This is a genomic window from Dactylosporangium sp. NPDC000244 (assembly GCF_040300725.1).
In the GTDB taxonomy this organism is placed as follows: Bacteria; Actinomycetota; Actinomycetes; order Mycobacteriales; family Micromonosporaceae; genus Dactylosporangium.
This window is the reverse complement of record NZ_JBEPEH010000044.1, coordinates 94,846-113,943: the sequence shown is the minus strand read 5'-3', so window position 1 is coordinate 113,943 and position 19,098 is coordinate 94,846. Positions and strand designations below refer to the sequence as shown.

Here is a 19,098-nt window from a genome sequence, read left to right as displayed (position 1 = left end):
GGGGGGGGGGGGCGCGGGGCCCCCGGGGCGGCCCCCCCCCCCCCGGCCGGCGAGGTGGCCGCGACCAGGGACCGCAGCACCGACTCCTGCTCGCCGGCCAGCCGCCCGAGCTCGGCCGCCTCGCCGCCGAGCTCGGCCCCGCGGCGCTGGACGAGCGCGAGCACCTGCAGCACCGAGTCGTGGATGCCGCGGGCCAGCCGCTCCCGCTCCCGGGTGGCCGCCTCGAGCTCGATGGCCCGCTGCAGCCGGGCCTCGGCGTCGATGGCCAGCCGCGCGATGTGCCCGACCCCGATGCCGGCCAGAATCATGAGCACCGGGCCGTTGAGCGTGGCCTGGCTGACGCCGTTGCGCACGATGATGTCGGCGACGCTGAGCAGGATCGCGGCGACGGCCCCGCGGCGGCGGCCGCCGGCGATGGCCCAGGCGACGACCGGGCTCGCGACCCAGGCCATCGGCAGCGTGGGCGCCCCGACGCCGAGCCCGGCCGGATGCACGATCCAGCGGGAGGCGAGCAGACAGGCCGCGGCGACCGCCAGGTCGGCGACGAGCAGCGGCCAGCCGCGGCGCTCCCGGCGGGCGTAGCCGAGGCCGGCCACCACCGTCCACACGGTCATCACCGCGAGGATCAGCCAGCCGCCCGGCGGCCACTCGTATTCGCGGAAGTTGTTGACCATGAGCACCGCGGCGTAGCCGAGCGCGGTGATGCGGAACACGAGCAGCGCCCGCCACAGCGGCCCCGCAAGGCCCGGCAGCCGGCGCCGCTCGTCCCCGCCGACGGTCATGTCAGGCCCAGTGCACCGGCGGCAGCCCGGCCTCGGCCAGCGCCGCGTCGATCTTGCTGAACGGGCGCGACCCGAGGAACCCGGCGGGGTTCATCGGCGAGGGGTGCCCGGCCTCGACGACCACGTGCTGCGGGTTGGTGACCAGCACGGCCTTCTTGCGCGCGGGGGCGCCCCAGAGCACGAAGACCACGCGCCGGTCGAACGCGTTGAGCGCGTGGATCGCGGCGTCGGTGAAGTGCTCCCAGCCCTTCCCGGCGTGCGTGCCCGCCTTGCCGGCCCGCACGGTCAGCAGCGTGTTGAGCAGCAGCACGCCGTCGGCGGCCCAGCCGGTCAGGTCGCCGTTGGCCGGCGGGGTCACCCCGAGATCGTCGCGCAGCTCCTTGTAGACGTTGCGCAGCGACGGCGGCACGGTCACGCCGGGGCGCACCGAGAAGCTCAGCCCGTGGGCCTGGCCGGGCTTGAAATACGGATCCTGGCCCAGGATCACCACCCGCGCCTGCTCGGGCGGGCACAGCCGGAAGGCGGTGAACAGGTCCTCCTGCGGGGGATACACCGTCTCGGTCGCGTACTCGTGCTCGACGAACGTCTGCAGCCGCTGCACGACGTCGAGGTCGAGATACGGCTTCATCACGTCACGCCAACCGGCGGGGAGGAGCTCCAGCAGATCCAACGACATGCACGGCACTCTACGAGTAGGGTGCGACATTTTTAGTACCGGCCGTAAAGCGGATTTATCCGGATAAAATCGGACCATGACGCAGGTGGGGCCCGTGGGCAGCAACGGCGGTGAGCCGCTCACGGTGCTGTGGTCGTGGCGACAGCGGCTCGAACAAGGGGACGAAAAGCCAAAAGAGCGCGAATCGCCGCAACGGCGCAAACCTCCCGAGCCAAAACAAAGTCTCGCACAGGACGGGCCGCGGGACGGGCCGAAACGGGGCGATCAGGGCTATCTGCCGCAGCTGCAGGCCCGCCTGCGCGACGCCATCGGCGACGTGAGCGGGATCGTGCGCCGGCTCGCCGAGACCCCGGCCGAGCAGCGCACCGTCCTGCACACCGCGCTGGCGCAGGACCCGGCGGCGGCCGAGCGGGGCCTGGTCTGGCTGCTGGAACACTTCGACCAGCCCAGCGCCGTGGTGGCCGCCCTCGGCCGGCTCGCGCCCGCGCTCGACGCGCTCATCGGCGCCCGGGCGCGCCAGCTCGACCTGTTCGGCGACGCGCTGGTGGCGGCCGCGCGTGAGACCCGCGGCGAGCGCTGGAGCGACGAGGACGCCGGCGCCTGGCGCGACGCCTGGCGCTTCGGGGTCGGCTGGCTGCGCCAGGGCGCCCAGCTGCACCACGGCGAGACCCCGTTCTGGACCGGCACGATCCTCGGCCACGACCGGCGCCGCGACGACGTGGCCGTGCTCACGGTCGGCACCGAGCTGCCGTACCCGTTCCGCGCCGGCCAGCGCGCGATCGTCGAGTGCCACGCGGTGCCGGGCGCCTGGCGGGCCTGCTGGATCGGCGACCCGCCCGCGGCCGACCACCACATCGAGATCCACGTGCAGGCGCTGCCCGGCGACCGGGCCACCGGCGCGCTCGTGCGCGACGGCGGGGTCGGCGACCCGATCCGCCTGCACCGGGCCGAGGGCGACTTCGTGATCGAGGCCGGCGCCGGCGGGGCGATCCTCATCGTCGCCGAGGACGTGCACGTCACCCCCGTCAAGGCTTTGCTGAGCGAGCTGGCCCAGCGCGGTGACGACCGGGTCGTGCACCTGTTCTGGGGCGTGTCGACCCGCGACGACCTCTACGACCTCGAGTCGCTGCGCGAGCACGCGGCCCGCTGCGCCCACGCGTTCGTGCACGCGGTGGTGGCCCGCGGGCCCGCGCACCCGTACACGAGCGGCTCGTTGCCGCAGGTCGTGGTGGACTTCGGGGAGTGGACCGCGCACGACGTGTACCTCAGCGGCAGCCCCCTGGCCGTCGGCGTCATGCGCAACATGCTCCTGCAACGCGGGGTCGAGGGCCGGCGCATCCACGCGGTGACGCTCGAGCCGATCAGCGCGGCGTGAGGCAAAGTCCATAGGAACCGTGCCGAAGAAAGATGGTCCGGCCGCGAGGTCGATGCGACGATGGATTTTCGGGCGCGACCGGATGTCACGAGTAGGAAATATCGCAGTGACACGCCCCGCCGAACGGTGGGCCGGGTTCACGTGTAATCCTGCGCGGAGGCGCCATAAGCGCCGGTCGCGGGCAATGGCGGCCGCGGCCAGGAGCCGGACTGCGGGACGAGACGGGAACGACGCGCATGAGTGAGTACAACATCACATACCCCGACGGCGAGCTCGAGCTCAAGGTACGCAAGGCGACCGAGGGTCCGGGCGGGCTCGAGATCGGGTCGCTGCTCAAGGACACCGGCCAGGTCACCCTCGACACCGGCTTCGTGAACACGGCCTCGTGCGTCTCGTCGATCACGTACATCGACGGTGACGAGGGTATCCTGCGCTACCGCGGCTATCCGATCGAGCAGCTGGCCCAGGGTTCCACCTTCCTGGAGAGCTCCTACCTGCTCATCCACGGCGAACTGCCGAGCGCCACCCAGCTCGCGGAGTTCACGGACCGCATCCAGCACCACACGCTGCTGCACGAGGAGATGCGCCGCTTCTTCGACGGCTTCCCGCGCGACGCGCACCCGATGGCGGTGCTGTCCTCCGCGGTCAGCGCGCTGTCCACGTTCTACCAGGACAGCCTGAACCCGTTCGACAAGGAGCAGGTGGAGATCTCCACCATCCGGCTCATGGCCAAGGTGCCGACGATCGCGTCGTACGCGTACAAGAAGGCCATCGGCCAGCCCATGCTCTACCCGGACAACTCGCTGGGCTACGTCGAGAACTTCCTGCGCATGACGTTCGGCGTCCCGTCCACGCCGTACGAGATCGACCCGGTCAAGGTCAAGGTCCTCGACATGCTCCTGCTGCTGCACGCCGACCACGAGCAGAACTGCTCCACCTCCACGGTGCGCCTCGTCGGCTCCAGCCAGGCCAACCTCTTCGCCTCGGTCTCGGCCGGCGTCAACGCGCTCTTCGGCCCGCTGCACGGCGGGGCCAACCAGGCCGTGCTGGAGATGCTGCAGGACATCCACGCCGACGGCGGCGACATCCAGTCGTTCGTCCGCAAGGTCAAGAACAAGGAGGCGGGCGTCCGCCTCATGGGCTTCGGCCACCGGGTCTACAAGAACTACGACCCCCGCGCGGCGCTGGTCAAGAAGGCGGCCCAGGAGGTCCTCGGCCGGATGGAGACGCCCGACCCGCTGCTCGACCTGGCCATGCAGCTCGAGGAGATCGCGCTGGCCGACGACTTCTTCGTCTCGCGCAAGCTGTACCCGAACGTCGACTTCTACACCGGCCTGATCTACAAGGCCATGGGCTTCCCGACGACGATGTTCACGGTGCTGTTCGCGCTCGGCCGCCTGCCCGGCTGGATCGCCCAGTGGCGCGAGATGATCAACGACCCGGAGACCAAGATCGGTCGCCCGCGGCAGGTCTACACCGGCTACGGCGCCCGCGATTACACGCCGATTGCCGCACGGTAAAGACCCGCTGCGCCAAGTGGTTCTTGCTCGTTTGTCTACTTGACGGAGATCGACCCCGGCTGTCTCATACATGGGTCTGTCTGGGGTCGATGTCCGTTTTGGACGAGTGAGCATACGGAGCCAGCATGAGCGCGCCAACGTTGTCGCCGCTACTGACCGCGGCAGTGCAGGACCGCACGTCGGGGGCCACCGGGGTGGCCCGGCAGGTCCTCGACGGGCTCGCCGAGTTCGTGGACGATCCGGCGACCCTGCGCGCGATGGTGGCGCCGCTGCCGGGCCTGCTGCCCGGGTACGCCTCGATGTGGCACATCGCCCGGGCGGCCAACGACGCCGACCCGGGCCCGGCCCTGCGCGCGATCCGCGAGCAGCTCGACCACGACGTCGCCCGCTCGGTCGCGATCGCGACGAGGGTCCTCGAGCAGCGTGGCGGCTGGGTCCGTACGGCCCCGAGCAGCGCCCTGGTCAAGGCCGTCGTCGCCGCCCTGCCCGCCGGCACCGTCGACGCGCCGGGCACCGAGGGCCTGGAGCCCGTCACGGGCCTGGCCGGCGCCGACGCGATCAGCCCCACCCGCGTGCTCAACATCAAGGGCACCCTGGAGCTGGCCCGCCGCATTCCCACGATCGTGGTGACGACCTCGCTGAAGCTGGTGCCCGAGGACGTCTTCGAGGGCCTGGGCTCGCCGCTGTTCGAGCGCATTCCGCTCGACGCCTTCTGGGCCGTCGTCCTCGATGGGGAGCTGCTGACCCCGGCCGAGGCCGGGCGCCGCGCCGCCCAGCTGGCCTGAGCCGCGGCCGTTCCGGCTCGGCGGGCTGCCCGGCTGGCCTGAGTCGCGGCCGTTCCGGCTCGGCCGCTCAACTGACCTGAGCCGCGGCCGTTCCGGCTCGGCGGTCCGCTCGGCTGACCTGAGTCGCGGCCCCCTTGGCTCGCCGCGCCGCCCGGCCGACCTGAGTCGCGGCCGCCCCGGCTCACCGCGACGGCCGTCGAATTGTCGTCGGTCGATTGCTGGGAGCGCTTCTAGGCAGCCCGCGCCGTTGCCCTCGCGATGATCGCCGCCGGTGAATGCGTGCTGCCCGGCAACGGTCAAGAACCCTTATTAATCTTCCGTTAGGGAATCCCTGGCGGCGCAACGGATGCGGGTTCCTGATCCACATTGGACGGTAGGGAAGACGGCACGGTTTGGGGGCTGTGCAGAGCCGGGTCGGGGGAGTACATTTCCTGCAACCCAAGGACAGCCGGGGCCGCCGCTTCCCCCGTGGCGGCGGCCCCGGTCTTGGTTTTCGCGCTTGAGTTCGCGCCCGGGTTTGCGCGCCGAGGGTTTGCCCCGCGATTCGCCGGGACACCAGAACGGCATGGCAACCGTCGATATGCGACCGATTGAGCATTCCGCCGCGCCCGCGGGGCCGCCGCCTCGCACGGTGTACCTCATCGGCGGCCTCATCATCGTCGCGCTGATCGTGATCGCCGCCGTCGCGGTGGCCGTCCGGTCCCGGCTGACCGGCGAGCGCGCGGGCGAGGCGGCGAACACCGTCACCGGCGCCGTCGACGGCCGCGACCACGCCACCCTCGACCTCGTCACCGGCGCCGCCTCGGTCACCGTCCAGGCCGCCGACCTGGGCGACACGCTGTTCCGCGTCGACAGCGCCCAGCGCCCGGCGGTCAACGACACCCGCGACCGCGTCGAGGTCCACCTCACCGGCGGCGACGCCACCGTCACGATCCGCCTCAACCGGGACGTGCGCTGGGACGTCCGCTTCACCGGCGGCAGCCAGAGCAACGCGGCCGACCTGCGGGACCTGCGCCACCTGGCGAGCGTCGAGTACGTCGGCGGCGTCTCCGCCATCGACCTCACGCTGCCCGCGCCGACCGGCACCGTCCCGGTCCGCGTCGACGGCGGGGCGAGCGCCGTGCGCGTCCACGCACCCGGCTCGGTGCCGGTGCGGGTCAGGGCCGGTGGGGGTGCCGGGCGGGTCGCCGTCGACGGCGACGAGCACACCGGGATCGCCGCCGGGACCGCGTTCGGCTCCGGCGGCTGGGACGCCGCCACGGACCGCTACGACGTGGACGCCGCCGGTGGCGTGTCCACCATCACCGTCGACCGTTTCTAGCGCGGGTCCCGTCCGAGCTCGACGGGCGCGCCCGACACGGGGGCGTCATCGGGCAGGTCGGGCAGGCCGAACAGCTCGGTCAGCCCGGTGATCTGCAGGAGCCGGTGCACGAACGGTGACGGGCTGCGCACCTCGATGCTGCCGCCGACCTCGCGCACCTTGTTGTTCGCCGCGACCAGCGCGCCGATGCCGATCGAGTCCATGAACGGCACCCGGCGCAGGTCGATCGCGAGCAGCCGGGGCCGGTACGCCGCCACGGCATCCAGCACCACGGAGCGCAGCGCACCCACGGTGGCCGCCTCGAGCGGGCCGAGCACCTCCACCACGACCGTGCCGCCTGGTACCTCGCCGGACTGGTGCGTCCGGACCATCGCATCGCCCATTCAAACCGCGTACCCAGCGTGCGGAACTGGAAACGTCACGCGCTGGCGGAGATCAACAGCGGGAGCATCAACGCGTACGCGCACAGCAGTACGCAAGCCTCCGGCCGGGTGATGCGATTGCCCCGCTTGAGCAGCAGCCACGCGAGGATCCCGGCCACGACCATCGCGGTCACCGCCAGGAACCCGAACGGCGCGATCGTCTGCCGGCCGGCCGCGATCCCGACGACCGCCCCGCCGATCAGGCTGTTGAACAGGTTCGAGCCGAGCAGGTTGCCGACCATCAGGTCGCCCCAGCCCCGTCGCTGCGCCTGCACCGACGTCATCAGCTCCGGCAGCGACGTGCCGATGGCCACGATGGTGAAGCCGACCACCGTGTCGCTGACGCCCCAGCGGTGCGCGAGCGTGGAGGCGTTGGTGACCAGCAGCTGCGCGCCGCCCAGGGTCGCGGCCAGGCCCACCGCGCACCGCGTCGCCTCGACCCACCACCGGCCCGGGGCGGGCGGCGGCTCCACGAACGCGGCCACGTCATCGGGCAGGGGATCATCCGGCGGTACCCGCGACAGCCGCACCAGCAGCCAGAGCGCTCCGAGGCTGAGCACGGCCAGCAGTACACCGGCCACGAACTTCAACCCGACCAGCGCGAACGCCCCGAAGATGGCGACCCCGGCGGCCATGAGCGGCGCCTCACGCACCGGAACCGACGAGCGCACCAGCACCGGCGAGACCACCGCGACCATGCCCAGGATCAGCGTCACGTTGAGGATGTTCGACCCGACCAGGTTGCCCAGCGCCAGCCCGGCGTTGCCCCGCACCGCGGCCGTGCCCGAGACCACGAACTCCGGCGCGCTCGTGCCCAGCCCGATCACCACGACCCCGATGACCACCGGCGCGACCCGCAGCACCGTCGCGAGCCGGCCCGCGCCCACGACGAGCTGGTCGGCGCCCACGGTGAGCAGCGCCAGGCCCACGATGCCGAGCCCGGCCACGAACAGGGTCGACATCCGCCTCCTCCACCACCGCGCCTGGCACGACACCATACCGGTCCGGGAGCGACGCGCTGGACCCGGTGAAAATCCGAAACCGGTTCCGGCGGATTGACAGCTTCCACCGCTGGCGCAAAGGCGCGCCGCGTTCTACAGTTTTCAACGAGACCGGCGTCTTCCCCCGTGGATGCCGGTCTCACCATTTTTCCGGCGCTTTGCGGACTGCCTCCACTTTGGACCGCCAGGGTAGATTGTGTTCCCGGCGGAGGGAGTGATCAGGTGCGTTGTCCACGTTGCGGGGCCGAGGGCGTCGACTCGGGCGGATTCTGTGTCGGCTGCAAGTTGCACCGCGGTCAAACCCCGCCCGCCACTCCCACTCCGGCCTCCGCGCCGCCGGTCCAGCCGGCACAGCAGTGGGCCGCGCCCACGCCGCCGGCCCCGCCCGCCACTCCCACTCCCACTCCCGCCTCCGCGCCGCCGGTCCAGCCGGCACAGCAGTGGGCCGCGCTCACGCCGCCGGCCCCGCCCGCCGGTTATCGCACGCCGCCGGCGCCCATGCCCTACTACCCGCCACCGGGCGCGCCGATCCCGGCCCCGCCGCGGTCGCGCAACCCGCTGCTGATCCCCGGCATCATCTTCGGCATCGTCGCGCTGCTGCTCGTCGGCGGCGTGATCGTCTACGCGGTCGCCGGCGGCGACGAGAAGCCCGCGGACCAGGGCCTGACCGGCGGCGAGAACCCCGTCGCGGCCCCGAGCGTCGCCGCGACCGAGGACGAGCCGACCCCGGATCCCACCGGCGCCCTCGGCGGGCTCCCCGGCCCGAGCGGCTCCACGTCCGGCAGCGCGGCCCCGAGCGCGACCGCCGTGCCGTGCATCTGGGGCGTGTTCCTCGAGGAGCAGCACACCGAGCAGGTCACGGTGATCAACACGGGCACGTTCCAGTTCACGGGGAACGGGGCCTACCACCGGTACAACGAGAGCGGCCGGGTCGTGATCGACTACGGCGACGGCATGCACCTGCGCGGCAGCAACGGCTCGACCCAGTTCGAGTACATCTTCGAGGGCTTCATCTCCTACCAGTTCAAGTTCGACGGCCGGACGGTCACCTACTCCTCGCCGCGCCCCGACGGCACCGAGACCTTCATCCGCAACGGCCATGTCGACTACAAGGGCAAGCTCGAGGCCCGCGTCCCCCGGCCGATGCAGGTCAACTGCGGCGCCGTGGCCATGAGCCTCACCAACCAGATCAGCACAATCCAGCTCAAACGCACCAGCAAGGCTCCCTAGCTGGTAACACTCAGGTGCCTCCGGCCGGTGCCGATCATGCACCCGGAGGAGGAGCCTGCATGGACAACACGCTCGCCATGGTCATCGACGACTCGCGCGCGATGAGAGGCATCCTGAAACGGATCCTGCTGCCCCTCGGCTTCGAGGTGCGGGAGGCCACGAACGGCAAGGAAGCGCTCGACAAGATCTGGGACGACGACCTCAAGCCGGCGCTCGCGCTCATCGACTGGAACATGCCGGAGATGAACGGCCTGGAGTTCGTCATGGCGGTACGCAAGCAGAAGCACCTGCGCCAGATGACGCTCATGATGGTCACCACCGAGAGCGAGCACGGCCAGATCGTGCGGGCCCTGGCCGCCGGGGCGCACGAATACGTGATCAAGCCGTTCACCGCCGAGGCGATCGTCGACAAGCTCAGCTACCTGGGACTCGTACCGCTGGCCGGCGCCGAGCCCGCGGTGACCGCTTGATCTGCGAGGTTCTCAGGAAAGGCACGACACTGGGTCCGATAGGCGACGGAAGAACCCCACGCGCCGAACTACCGTGCGACCCATGACGATCGACTTCCCGCACGGCTGGTGGGGCACGGACCTGGGCGCCGCCCGGGCGAGCATCGGAACCTACGAGCTCTACTCCACCGAGAGCCTGCCGGCGGTCGACGACTCACGCTCCGACGGCAGCTTCTCCTGGCTGGTCCCCGACGCCCCGCACGACCCGCTGCGGGCCATGGAGGTCGCCGCCCTCGCCGAGCACATCGAGCTGCCGGTGCCGTTCGCCCGGTTCATGGGCAGCCAGGTGCTGATGGACGCCATCCCGTCCTGCACCGGCTGCGACTTCGACCTGGCCCCGCGCCCGGTCCCGAGCCCGGTGGAGCCCTCCGCCCAGCTCGTGCGGTTCCTGCGTGATCAGCAGGACGCCGTCATCTGGTACCTCTACCTGCGCCCCGGCGCCGAGCCGTTCGTGATCGCCTCGCCGTGGCTGCTGGAGATCGTCGGCCTCGAGGACGTCGACCGCGAGACCCTCATCGCCAACATGGTCAACGTGGCCGACTCCTTCGAGCAGTTCATCCACCGGTTCTGGCTGGAGAACTCGCTGTGGTTCAGCGTCAACGAGGGCGACGAGTCCACCGACGAGATGAACCTGTACCTCGCGCATTACACCGCCGCTATTTAATCTCTTGCGCCGGTGCGGCGGCGAGCCTATCTTGGAATACGTCAAGGCGACAACGAGCAGAGGAGATCGGACGATGAACGGACACCGCGAGCTGCTACCGGAAGCGCCCAGCGCGACCAGTGCCGCCGTGTGGCTGTCCGCCGACGGCCGGTCATCGCTGCTCAGCGCCTTGTCGGCGAGCACGGGCAGGTGGTCTGACTAGAGGTTCGACCTCGCGTCACGACAACCGCCCGAGCTGCTGCCGGGCGGTTTTTTCGCGCCATTTTACATTGATTGTAATGAATTCATGCCGTGATAGCCCAACGGCAGAGGCGTCCCCCTCAAAAGGGGATCGGTGCGGGTTCGAATCCCGCTCGCGGTACGCAAGATCGTTTGGTTCGGTAGTCGGTTTCGCAGTGCAGATGAAGGGAGGAGGCCCGGTGACCGCGGTTCTCGTTCTCAACGCCGACCTCGGACCCCTGCACCGGGTCTCACTCCGCCACGCCATCCGCATGCTCCTGCGTGAGGTGGCCGTCGTCCACGAGGCGGAGCCGGACCGGTTGATCGGGGTCTACCCGCTCCCGCGGGTCGTGCGGCTCGTGTCCTACGTCGTCACCCGGTGGCGCTTCGCCGGCGGGCCGGCCTGGTCCCGCGCCGGCGTCCACGCCCGCGACGGCCGCCGCTGCGGCTACTGCGGCACCGAGGCGACGACCATCGACCACATCCAGCCCCGCTCGCGCGGCGGCCGGAACACCTGGAAGAACACCGTTGCGGCCTGCACGGCCTGCAACCAGCGCAAGGGCGATCGCACCCCCGCCGAAGCGGGCATGGTGCTGCGCGTGAGGCCGTCGATCCCGACGTGGCACGCGCTCGTCCAGCGCTGACCGATGGCCCCGGCGGGTCGGCTCCTTCGCTACCGCCGGCCCTGCCGGGGCCTCCAGGGCTCGTAGCTCATCAGGAAGAGCGCCGCTCTTGCAAAGCGGAGGCGACCGGTTCGAGTCCGGTCGGGTCCACGCCCGGATAGCCCAACGGAAGAGGCGTCTGGTTCAGGGCCAGAAGGTTGGAGGTTCGAATCCTCTTCCGGGTACTTCGCACGTCTTCGTCGCCCCGGCCCCGGCCGGTCCGGCGTCGTCGTCGCGCCGGTTCCGGCCGGTTCGACACTGGCGCGCCGGCCTCGGCCGGTTCGACACTGGAAGGTTGGCCGAGAGGTAAGGCTGCGGCTTGCTAAGCCGTCGACGGGGGCGACCCCGCGGGGGTTCGATCCCCTCACTTTCCGCTGTACCGCACCCCATCTGGGAAGGCCAGCCGATTGGTGCCGGCACCCGTCTCGAAAACGGCGTTGGGTTCACGCCCGTGTGGGTTCGACTCCCACCCTTCCCGCAGGATCGCTGTGCGGAGCCCTCGAAGGGCCCGTAGAGCGCTTTTCGCGAGGCGGCCGAGGTTCGCATCGGCCTCGGCACGTGCGGAGGCATTCACGGCCATCTCCTGCCACACCGGCAACATCGCAGTACTCCTTCGTCGGCTCCCGAGTACGACCTCTTTGTCGTCTCAAGAACATGACGAACGGGTCCCGGGAATCCGGACACGTCTGCGCAGCCAATGTCGCCGCCGCGCGAAACCGGGCCCTCAGGCCGACGGACCCGCGCGAAACCGGGCCCCTCAGGCGGACCGCCCCGCGCGTAACCGGGCCCCCCAGGCCAACCGCCCCGCGCGAAACCGGGCCCTCGGGCCGAGGGACCCGCGCGAAACCGGGCCCTCAGGCCGACCGCCCCGCGCGCCCTCGAATCAGCGCGGCTTGCCGAACGCGTACCTCGTCAGCACCCGCACACTCCCCGCACTGCGCTGCTTGGCCGCGGCGGGCAGCATCGTAAGCGCGTGGATGCGCGAGGACAGGTGCCACCGCGCGGCCTTCCCGGCCCGCGGCCACCCGTGCGCGTCCATGTCCTTCGCCGCCGAGAGGAAGAACGCCCGAGCCTCGCTGAAGCGGCCGCCGGTCACGGCCGAGGAGGCGGACAGGCTCTCGTTGTGCCGCCGGTACTGGAACACCACCTCGGAGTCGGCCACCAGCGACCCGCCGCGGCTCACCAGCGCCAGGATGAGCTTGAGATCCTGGATCACCTTGAGCTCGAGGTCGAACCCGACCGCCCGTACCTCGCTCGTGCGCCAGGCCAGCGACGGAAAATAGAGCCAGTTCCCGCGCAGGAGACTCACCGCGAGCTCCTCGCCGGCCATGTGCACGGTGCCGTCGATCTTCGGCGCGTACACCTTCCGCTTCGTCGTGTCCGCCAGCGTGCGCACCACGGCCCCGTCGGCCCCGATGACCTCCACGCCCGGCTGCACGAGCACCGCGTCCGGATACTGCTCGATCAGTGCGTGAACGCGCGCGACATACCCCGGCAGCATGACGTCGTCGCAGCCCATCATGACCATGAACGGCGCCTCGGCCCGGTCCACACATTGCTGGAAGTTCCGGGTGATGCCCAGGTTCCGGGGATTCCGCTCGTACCGCACGCGCGGATCGTCCAGCCCCGCGAAGTACTCGGGCACCCCGGTCACCCGCTCGGCCGGATTGTCGTCGAACACGGTGAGCCGCCACCGCTCATCAGTCTGCGCGAGGACACTCTCCACGGCGATCTTGAGCAACGGCAGCTCACCGTAGTGCGGCAGCATGATGTCGAGCACCGTGCGATCCTAACGACCCGAACTGCACGACCGCGCACTCACATCCGCGCACCCGCTCACCCCCGACGCGCGAGCCGCCCACACACGCGCAGCCAAACGCCCGCACCGCGCAGGTCACACGGCCGCGCACAGCCGGACGTTCGCTTTGCGCGGGTCGTGCACATCCGCGCACCGTCGGACGTCCGCACCGCGCAGGTCGTGCGGCCGCGCGGCCCGATGTTCGCTTCGCGCGGGTCGTGCACACACGCGCACCATCGGACGTTCGCTTTGCGCGGGTCGTGCACACACGCGCGCAGCCGGCCGCTCGCACCGCGCACGGGTCGTGCACACACGCGCGCAGCCGACCGCTCGCACCGCGCACGGGTCGTGCACACACGCGCACAGCCGGACGATCGCATCACGCGAGGCGTGCACACATGCATGGGGTGAACGAGCTGGTGCTTGTGCGCAGCGGCGCGATCGATGAGGACGCGGCAAAAAATACGGCCCGTCCGTGACAACGGACGGGCCGGCTCGGTGCGTCTAGATCAGTGTCGGGCCCGCCGCGGACCGGCCGGGGGTTGGCCCGCCGCGGCGCGCTTGGCGGCCTGCTGATCCGGGGAGCTCGGGTCTTCGTCCCACGCCTTCGCGCGGCGGATCTCGTCGAAGAACCCGAGGAGCCGGTCCAGCTCCTGCGTGCTCGTCTTGTCGTCAGCCCGGACGGTCTTGCCCTTCTTGTTGTGCGAGCGGATCTCGCGTCCGGTGGTCGTCGAGGCCGAGTCGTCCGACTCGCTCTCGTCCGCCATCGGGGCCCGCTGGGCCGGCATGCGACCGGTCGGGTCCTCGTGGTGCCGGGTCGGCGGCGTGACCGGATCGAAGTGGTGCTCGTCGTAGTCGGGGGCGTCGAAGCTGTACCCGTGCGGCGCGCCCGGCCCGGAGGGCTGCAGCGGCTGGTCCTCGCGGTGGAACGACCGCGGGGGAGCGACGTGCAGGTCCGGGTGCATCGGCGCGTGCCCGTTCATCGCAGGCGCGCCGCCGTTGAAGCCGTTGTGCGGCTGCGCGGTGCCGTTGAACCCGTTCGGACCCTGCGGAGCGGCGCCGTAAACGCTGCCCGGCCCGTGGCCGTTGACCCCATTGGGGCCGTGGCCGTTGACAGGCCCATGGCCGTTAGCGGGACCGTGGCCGTTGACGGGACCGTGCCCGTTGACAGGTCCATGGCCGTTGACGGGACCGTGGCCATTGACAGGTCCATGGCCGTTCACGGGCGAAGGAGCGCCCGGGCCCGGCACGATCGGCACCATCGGCGCGGTCGTCTCCGGGCTGCCGTTGCGGAACGCGGCCGCCGGGAACGAGCCCGTCGTGTCGCCGGGCCGCTGGCGGGGCTGCGGCATCGGAGGCTCGGACTGGTACCCATTGGGACGCCCGGGGCGCTGCGAACCATTCGGCGACAGCGGCGCGAACGAGCCGGTCGGCGACTCGGGCACGGCCGGGAACGCGCCCGTCGCCGGCGAGGCGCCGTTGCGCGGCATCCGCGGCGCGTCGAACGAGGTCGTCGGCGCGTCGGCCGGCGGGAAGGCCGGGAACGAGCCGGTCCGCGAGCCGCGCTCGGCGTCGGCCGCCGGGTAGGCGGGGAACGAGCCGGTGCGAGAACTGTCGACCGGCGGGAACGAACCGGTCCGAGAACTGTCGACCGGCGGGAACGAGCCGGTGCGAGAACTGTCGACCGCCGGGAACGAGCCGGTGCGGGGGGAGTACCCACGCTCGAAGTCCTGCTCGGGCGAGCGTTCGTGCGCGGCCGAGCGGGGCACCGTCGGATGCGCGCCGGACGGGTGACCGTTGGCGGGCCGGCCGTCGACGAGGAACGGGCCGTTCGCGTCGCCGTGGCGGCCGGTGCCGTGCCGCGGCGCGTCCGGCGTGACGGTCGGGAACGAGCCGCTGGTGCTCGGCGTGGACGGCGAGACCAGTTCGACCTCGCCCGGCTCGGGCAGCGACTCGAGCAGCCCGGTCGCCAGGATGAACACGTTGGGGGCGGCGGCGCGCGGCACCGCGATGTACGCCCGCTTGCGCGCGTCGATCGGGAGCTTCTCGAGGATCTCGGCGATCGTGTGCGCGGGCGGCGGGATCTCGGCGGCGTTGGGAGCCCCGACGATCACGGCGCAGCGGTTCACGTCCACCGGGAGCTGACGGACCCAGTCGGCCGGGTCGTTGAGGTGCTCCGGGCGCAGCCACAGGCCCGCCTGGATGACCTCGAGCACCCAGCCGGAGCCGAGCGAGAAGGTGGCCTGCCCGTCCGGGGCGTCGAGGACGTCCGGGCACGGGTTGATCCAGTCGACCGGGCGCGGGGCGGCGGTGCGGGGGGCGTGCCACAGCTCGCGGGCGAAGGTACGCCAGCGGGGGAGGCCCTTGTTGTCGATGGTGACGACGGCGCGCTGGCCGGCGGGCGCGCACAGCGGCAGGCCGGTGCGGACGTGCACGGCCCGGCCGAGTACGTCGGCGACGACCGGACCCACCGGGCCCTCGGCGATGGGATTCTGCCCGTACGGCGTGAAGACGCACCGATCCGCGGCGAGCGTGGGCACGGCCGAGACCGCCTGGGCGAGCTCCTCGCGGTGCAGCGGCTCGTCGCCGGGGTGCCCGAGGATCATCGCCGGGTTCTCGTGGTCGGTCGGCACCGAGTAGGCCAGGTCCGTCACGCTGCCCACGCGGCGGCGGTGCAGCCACAGGCCGGCCGGGATCTGGTCGAGCACGAGGTCGCCGGGCAGCTCCGGGATCTCGGCGCACAGCTCCGACTCCCACGCCGGGGCGGGGAAGCGCCAGCCGACCCGGACCGCGGGCGTGCCGGTGCGAAAGCGCCAGAAGCCGCCGGGCCGCTGCTCGCCGCGCCCGACGGGGGCGAAGAGCGAGCCGCCGGGGACGCCCAGCAGCGGGCCGGCCGCGGCGATGACGTCGATGCCGAGCCGCATCGCGATCATGTGTGCGGCGGCGGGGCGCTCGTTGGTGGCGCAGGCGCCGTCCCAGGCGACGAAGCGCATCGCGGTGAACCCGCGGGGCAGGCCGTTGGCGAGGACCTCGGCCAGCTCCTCGATCATCGCCGGCTGCAGCTTCACCGTGTGGGAGCTGATCACCACCGCGCATTCGGTGGACCCGTGTGGCGAGACGACCAGGGCCGCTGAGCCCGGGCTGGGCTCCTCACCGGAGTGGACGACCGCACCGGCACCGAGCCAGGACACCTTCATCCCGGGCCAGTGACGCAGCCGCACCTGCATCGCCGTGCTCATGCGGACCTCTCAGAGCTATGGAGCCGTGCCCCGTGGAAGGCGGCTGCCGGCCGCGGCACCACCGTCCCGGCGCCTGGCCGCGTACGGCCCGGCTCGTCCGGTGTGCTGGCTGCAAGCGGGCAGCGAGAAAACAAGATCGCCCTCCGTCGGGTGTGCCACGAGCGGTGCGATGCGGAGGGGGTTCCACACCGATCACCGCAGGGCGGCTCTGCCGGATCGTACCGCGCTGAGTGACGGACGCAACCATCTCGTTTGTCGGCGGATGTGCCGAGAAACGCCAACCGGCGGGGGGATTGCGCCCGATTTGCTAGGCTTGGTGACGACTTCTCCGGAGAGTTGCTCATGCTTCGAGCCGCAGTCCGCCGAATACTGGCTGTCACCTTCGGGCCCGTCCGGCGCCTGGCCGTCATGGTCATCGGGATCGCGCTGGTCGTCGTCGCCGCGTCATCGCTGAGCGCCTGCAAAACCTCTCCAATCGGTACTTCCGGGGCGGGCCCGTCACCGGGCCGCTCTCCTGCATACCCGCAGAGCGGGGTGCTCGTCCTGTATGACACGGGCGGGCAATACGGCTCGCTGGGCGAGCTGTATGCGGTCCAAGCTGGGAATCTGGCCTCGCACTTCGGCGCTTGGCAGGCCGTGCCAGTGACGAAGTACACGTCGGGAACGGCACAGAAGTACCTGCTGACGATCTATATCGGATCGACGTATGACGAGCCCTTGCCCGCCGCCTTCCTCGCCGACGTGGCCGCGGGCGCGCACGTGCTGTGGCTCGGGGGGAACCTGTGGCAGCTGATCGGGAAGTACCCCGGAATCGGCTTTCAGACAGCGACGATCGACGATGCCGCACCGACCGGGATCCGGTACCGCGGCACCGAGCTGACCCGCAACGCCAACGCCGGCGGCCTGGTCCACGCCGTGCTTTCCCAGGGTGTGTACTCCACGACGCTCGCCGAGGCCGAGATGCCGGACGGCACGTCGCGGCCCTGGGCGGTGCGCGTCGGCGGCGTGACGTACGTGGCCGAGGTCCCCTTCACATACGCCAGCTTCGACGACCGGTACCTCGTGCTCGCGGACCTGCTGTGCGACCTGCTGGCCCCGAAGACGCCGGAGCGGCACCGGGCCCTGGTGCGCATCGAGGACGTCGGCCCCCACTCCGACCCCGCACAACTGCGCCAGATCGCGGATTATCTGCATTCTCGTAATGCGCCGTTCGCCGTGGCGGTTTTCCCCGTTTACGACGACGCCGCGGGCATCTATTCCGGCGGCGTGCCCGTACACAAGACGCTGAGCGGATCCCCGCAGGTCGTGGCGGCGCTGCGGTACATGCAGCAACAGGGCGGCACCCTGATCATGCACGGATATACGCACGGATTCGCCGGCGCCCCGAATCCGTACGGTGTGAGCGCCGAGGATTACGAGTTCTACCGCGCCCACGTGGACGCCGCGGGCACCGTGGTCCTCGACGGCCCGGTGCCGGGCGACTCCGCGGCCTGGGCGCTAGGGCGCCTGGACTCGGCCCGCCAGGAGTGGACGAAGGCCGGCCTGACGCCCCCGGACATCTGGGAGTTTCCGCACTACACGGCCAGCGAGACCGACTATCGCGCGATCGCCTCGGCCCCGGGAATCCGCGCCCGCTACGAGCAGGTCCTGTACTTCAACGGCATTCTCGGCGGCAGTGGTACACGCTCCGTGAGCCAATACTTCCCATACCTCGTAAAAGACGCATACGGAACGCCGGTCATCCCGGAAACACTTGGAAACGTTGCAACACAAAGATTTAACCAGCACGGCGTCCGCTTGACCCCGGATCTGCTCGCCTCGGCCCGGCGCCAACTCGTGGTGCGCGACAACGTGGCGAGCTTCTTCTACCACCCGTTTCTGGGCCTGCAGTACCTGCCGGAGCTGATCGAGGGCATGCAGCAGATGGGGTACACGTTCGTGTCGGCCCCGTCCCTCCTGTGAACCACCGCCATCCGAAGACTGGAACCCCTCCAGTCTTTCAGTCTTAACTGACAACCGTGGTTTTCTGGTTGAACGTTTGAGCACTTCAGCCCCACCGGCGGCCTCTTGAACACGGTCGACCGTCGCCTTCCGACAGTCCCCACCCTGTCTTCCGCGCAACCGGCCTCGCCACCGGAGCCGGTCTCCCGCGCAAAGCCACCCACCCGGGCACCCGGTTCGGCGCCGCCTCCCCCCGTAGGCCGGCCCGAGCACTCGACCTCGGCAACCCCGCGTCCCGCGGGCCGCTCTCCCCACGCGACCGACCCTTCGCCGCGTCCCGCGCTGGACGACGCCGAACGCGTCCGACAACGCCCGCGGGCCGAGCGGTCAACGCCGGGCCGCACCCCACTCGCGCGGCAGAGCGTCCCCCGGTCTCATCCAGCACGCGAGGAGACTGCGGCCGCAGGTATCCCGATTGCCGCGAGCCCGACGGAAGCGGTCACGGCTCAGAATGCCGCACATCGTATTTATGACCTGCCGGGGTATAAATCCGATAAGTCGCGGCGCGGAGCGCCCGACTTATCGAAAGCCCAACGAGCCCAAGCACCACGATGCCGCCGCAGTCCAGGCACTCGACCGGTCGGCAGCCCGGGCGCTCCGGAGGTCAGGCGCCCGTGCGGCTCGGTGTGCGGTCGGGGAACCGCACGGTGCAAAGCCCGTGCCCGACTTATCGGAAACGCACCAAGCCCGAGCGCCACGATGCCGCCCAGCGGATGCGAGACAGTCATCGTGGCCGAAGCAGTTGACCGGTCGGCAGGCCGAGCGCTCCGAAGGCCAGGCGTCCGTGCGGCTCGGTGTGCTGTCGGGGGAGCCGCGCCGTGCGAAGGCCGTGCGGCGCGGAGCGGTCGGCGGCGGGTGCTCCGACGATCGCGTGGCGCGGTCATCGCGGGTCGA

Annotated in this window: 15 protein-coding genes and 5 tRNA genes; 14 read left to right on the top strand and 6 right to left on the bottom strand. The window is 71.0% G+C overall.

The window, feature by feature from the left end:
* Nucleotides 1-782 (bottom strand): DUF5931 domain-containing protein (locus ABT369_RS46265; protein WP_350622955.1); only part of this gene is annotated, 782 nt, incomplete at its 3' end.
* Between the two features lies 1 nt (nucleotide 783).
* Nucleotides 784-1,458, bottom strand: coding sequence for a uracil-DNA glycosylase (locus ABT369_RS46260; RefSeq protein WP_350622953.1), 675 nt, complete (start codon nucleotides 1,456-1,458; stop codon nucleotides 784-786).
* A gap of 76 nt (nucleotides 1,459-1,534) precedes the next feature.
* Between ABT369_RS46260 and ABT369_RS46255 the strand changes: the two genes are divergently transcribed.
* The 4 genes from ABT369_RS46255 (at nucleotide 1,535) to ABT369_RS46240 (ending at nucleotide 6,459) form a co-directional block, all read left to right on the top strand.
* A complete protein-coding gene (locus ABT369_RS46255; RefSeq protein WP_350622951.1) occupies nucleotides 1,535-2,833 on the top strand; it encodes a hypothetical protein in 1,299 nt (432 codons plus the stop codon).
* A 236-nt stretch (nucleotides 2,834-3,069) separates the two neighbouring features.
* Nucleotides 3,070-4,353 (top strand): citrate synthase, encoded by a 1,284-nt coding sequence (locus ABT369_RS46250; RefSeq protein WP_350622949.1) that lies wholly within the window; start codon nucleotides 3,070-3,072, stop codon nucleotides 4,351-4,353.
* A 125-nt stretch (nucleotides 4,354-4,478) separates the two neighbouring features.
* On the top strand, nucleotides 4,479-5,138 hold the full coding sequence (locus ABT369_RS46245; protein WP_350622947.1) for a hypothetical protein: 660 nt from the start codon (nucleotides 4,479-4,481) through the stop codon (nucleotides 5,136-5,138).
* Nucleotides 5,139-5,703: 565 nt separating this feature from the next.
* On the top strand, nucleotides 5,704-6,459 hold the full coding sequence (locus ABT369_RS46240) for a hypothetical protein (RefSeq protein WP_350622945.1): 756 nt from the start codon (nucleotides 5,704-5,706) through the stop codon (nucleotides 6,457-6,459).
* Here the strand turns inward: ABT369_RS46240 and ABT369_RS46235 are convergent.
* Both ABT369_RS46235 and ABT369_RS46230 read right to left on the bottom strand, forming a co-directional pair.
* Nucleotides 6,456-6,842 carry an STAS domain-containing protein gene (locus ABT369_RS46235; protein WP_350622943.1) on the bottom strand — a complete coding sequence of 129 codons (387 nt, stop codon included), beginning with the start codon at nucleotides 6,840-6,842 and terminating at the stop codon, nucleotides 6,456-6,458. The two genes, ABT369_RS46240 and ABT369_RS46235, sit on opposite strands and share 4 nt — an antisense overlap.
* Nucleotides 6,843-6,877: 35 nt before the next feature.
* Complete coding sequence (locus ABT369_RS46230; RefSeq protein ID WP_350622941.1) at nucleotides 6,878-7,843, bottom strand: sodium:calcium antiporter; 966 nt, start codon at nucleotides 7,841-7,843, stop codon at nucleotides 6,878-6,880.
* Between the two features lie 537 nt (nucleotides 7,844-8,380).
* Here ABT369_RS46230 and ABT369_RS46225 point away from each other — a divergent pair.
* The 9 genes from ABT369_RS46225 (at nucleotide 8,381) to ABT369_RS46185 (ending at nucleotide 11,644) form a co-directional block, all read left to right on the top strand.
* Nucleotides 8,381-9,112, top strand: coding sequence for a flagellar basal body-associated FliL family protein (locus ABT369_RS46225; RefSeq protein WP_350622939.1), 732 nt, complete (start codon nucleotides 8,381-8,383; stop codon nucleotides 9,110-9,112).
* Nucleotides 9,113-9,171: 59 nt separating this feature from the next.
* Entirely contained in the window at nucleotides 9,172-9,582 is a 411-nt protein-coding gene (locus tag ABT369_RS46220; RefSeq protein ID WP_350622937.1) for a response regulator, read from the top strand.
* An 82-nt stretch (nucleotides 9,583-9,664) separates the two neighbouring features.
* Nucleotides 9,665-10,285, top strand: coding sequence for a hypothetical protein (locus tag ABT369_RS46215; RefSeq protein ID WP_350622935.1), 621 nt, complete (start codon nucleotides 9,665-9,667; stop codon nucleotides 10,283-10,285).
* Between the two features lie 288 nt (nucleotides 10,286-10,573).
* Nucleotides 10,574-10,646 (top strand) — tRNA-Leu (locus tag ABT369_RS46210).
* A 58-nt stretch (nucleotides 10,647-10,704) separates the two neighbouring features.
* A complete protein-coding gene (locus ABT369_RS46205; protein ID WP_350622933.1) occupies nucleotides 10,705-11,148 on the top strand; it encodes an HNH endonuclease in 444 nt (147 codons plus the stop codon).
* A 56-nt stretch (nucleotides 11,149-11,204) separates the two neighbouring features.
* Nucleotides 11,205-11,277 (top strand) — tRNA-Ala (locus ABT369_RS46200).
* Nucleotide 11,278: 1 nt separating this feature from the next.
* Nucleotides 11,279-11,351, top strand: a tRNA-Leu gene (locus tag ABT369_RS46195).
* Nucleotides 11,352-11,455: 104 nt separating this feature from the next.
* Nucleotides 11,456-11,540, top strand: a tRNA-Ser gene (locus tag ABT369_RS46190).
* 18 nt (nucleotides 11,541-11,558) lie between these two features.
* Nucleotides 11,559-11,644: transfer RNA gene (locus ABT369_RS46185), tRNA-Ser, on the top strand.
* A gap of 405 nt (nucleotides 11,645-12,049) precedes the next feature.
* Here ABT369_RS46185 and ABT369_RS46180 read toward each other — a convergent pair.
* Both ABT369_RS46180 and ABT369_RS46175 read right to left on the bottom strand, forming a co-directional pair.
* Nucleotides 12,050-12,946 (bottom strand): glycosyltransferase family 2 protein, encoded by an 897-nt coding sequence (locus ABT369_RS46180; RefSeq protein ID WP_350622931.1) that lies wholly within the window; start codon nucleotides 12,944-12,946, stop codon nucleotides 12,050-12,052.
* A 527-nt stretch (nucleotides 12,947-13,473) separates the two neighbouring features.
* A complete protein-coding gene (locus tag ABT369_RS46175; RefSeq protein WP_350622929.1) occupies nucleotides 13,474-16,203 on the bottom strand; it encodes a hypothetical protein in 2,730 nt (909 codons plus the stop codon).
* A 408-nt stretch (nucleotides 16,204-16,611) separates the two neighbouring features.
* On the opposite strand from ABT369_RS46175, the gene ABT369_RS46170 reads away from it, so the two are divergent.
* Entirely contained in the window at nucleotides 16,612-18,165 is a 1,554-nt protein-coding gene (locus ABT369_RS46170; protein WP_350622927.1) for a DUF2334 domain-containing protein, read from the top strand.
* Nucleotides 18,166-19,098: the final 933 nt, after the last annotated feature.

Coding starts and splice junctions, on each gene's coding strand:
- ABT369_RS46260 (WP_350622953.1), bottom strand. CDS start 1,458: ATGTCGTTGGATCTGCTGGAGCTCCTCCCCGCCGGTTGGCGTGACGTG.
- ABT369_RS46255 (WP_350622951.1), top strand. CDS start 1,535: ATGACGCAGGTGGGGCCCGTGGGCAGCAACGGCGGTGAGCCGCTCACG.
- ABT369_RS46250 (WP_350622949.1), top strand. CDS start 3,070: ATGAGTGAGTACAACATCACATACCCCGACGGCGAGCTCGAGCTCAAG.
- ABT369_RS46245 (WP_350622947.1), top strand. CDS start 4,479: ATGAGCGCGCCAACGTTGTCGCCGCTACTGACCGCGGCAGTGCAGGAC.
- ABT369_RS46240 (WP_350622945.1), top strand. CDS start 5,704: ATGGCAACCGTCGATATGCGACCGATTGAGCATTCCGCCGCGCCCGCG.
- ABT369_RS46235 (WP_350622943.1), bottom strand. CDS start 6,842: ATGGGCGATGCGATGGTCCGGACGCACCAGTCCGGCGAGGTACCAGGC.
- ABT369_RS46230 (WP_350622941.1), bottom strand. CDS start 7,843: ATGTCGACCCTGTTCGTGGCCGGGCTCGGCATCGTGGGCCTGGCGCTG.
- ABT369_RS46225 (WP_350622939.1), top strand. CDS start 8,381: ATGCCCTACTACCCGCCACCGGGCGCGCCGATCCCGGCCCCGCCGCGG.
- ABT369_RS46220 (WP_350622937.1), top strand. CDS start 9,172: ATGGACAACACGCTCGCCATGGTCATCGACGACTCGCGCGCGATGAGA.
- ABT369_RS46215 (WP_350622935.1), top strand. CDS start 9,665: ATGACGATCGACTTCCCGCACGGCTGGTGGGGCACGGACCTGGGCGCC.
- ABT369_RS46175 (WP_350622929.1), bottom strand. CDS start 16,203: ATGAGCACGGCGATGCAGGTGCGGCTGCGTCACTGGCCCGGGATGAAG.
- ABT369_RS46170 (WP_350622927.1), top strand. CDS start 16,612: ATGGTCATCGGGATCGCGCTGGTCGTCGTCGCCGCGTCATCGCTGAGC.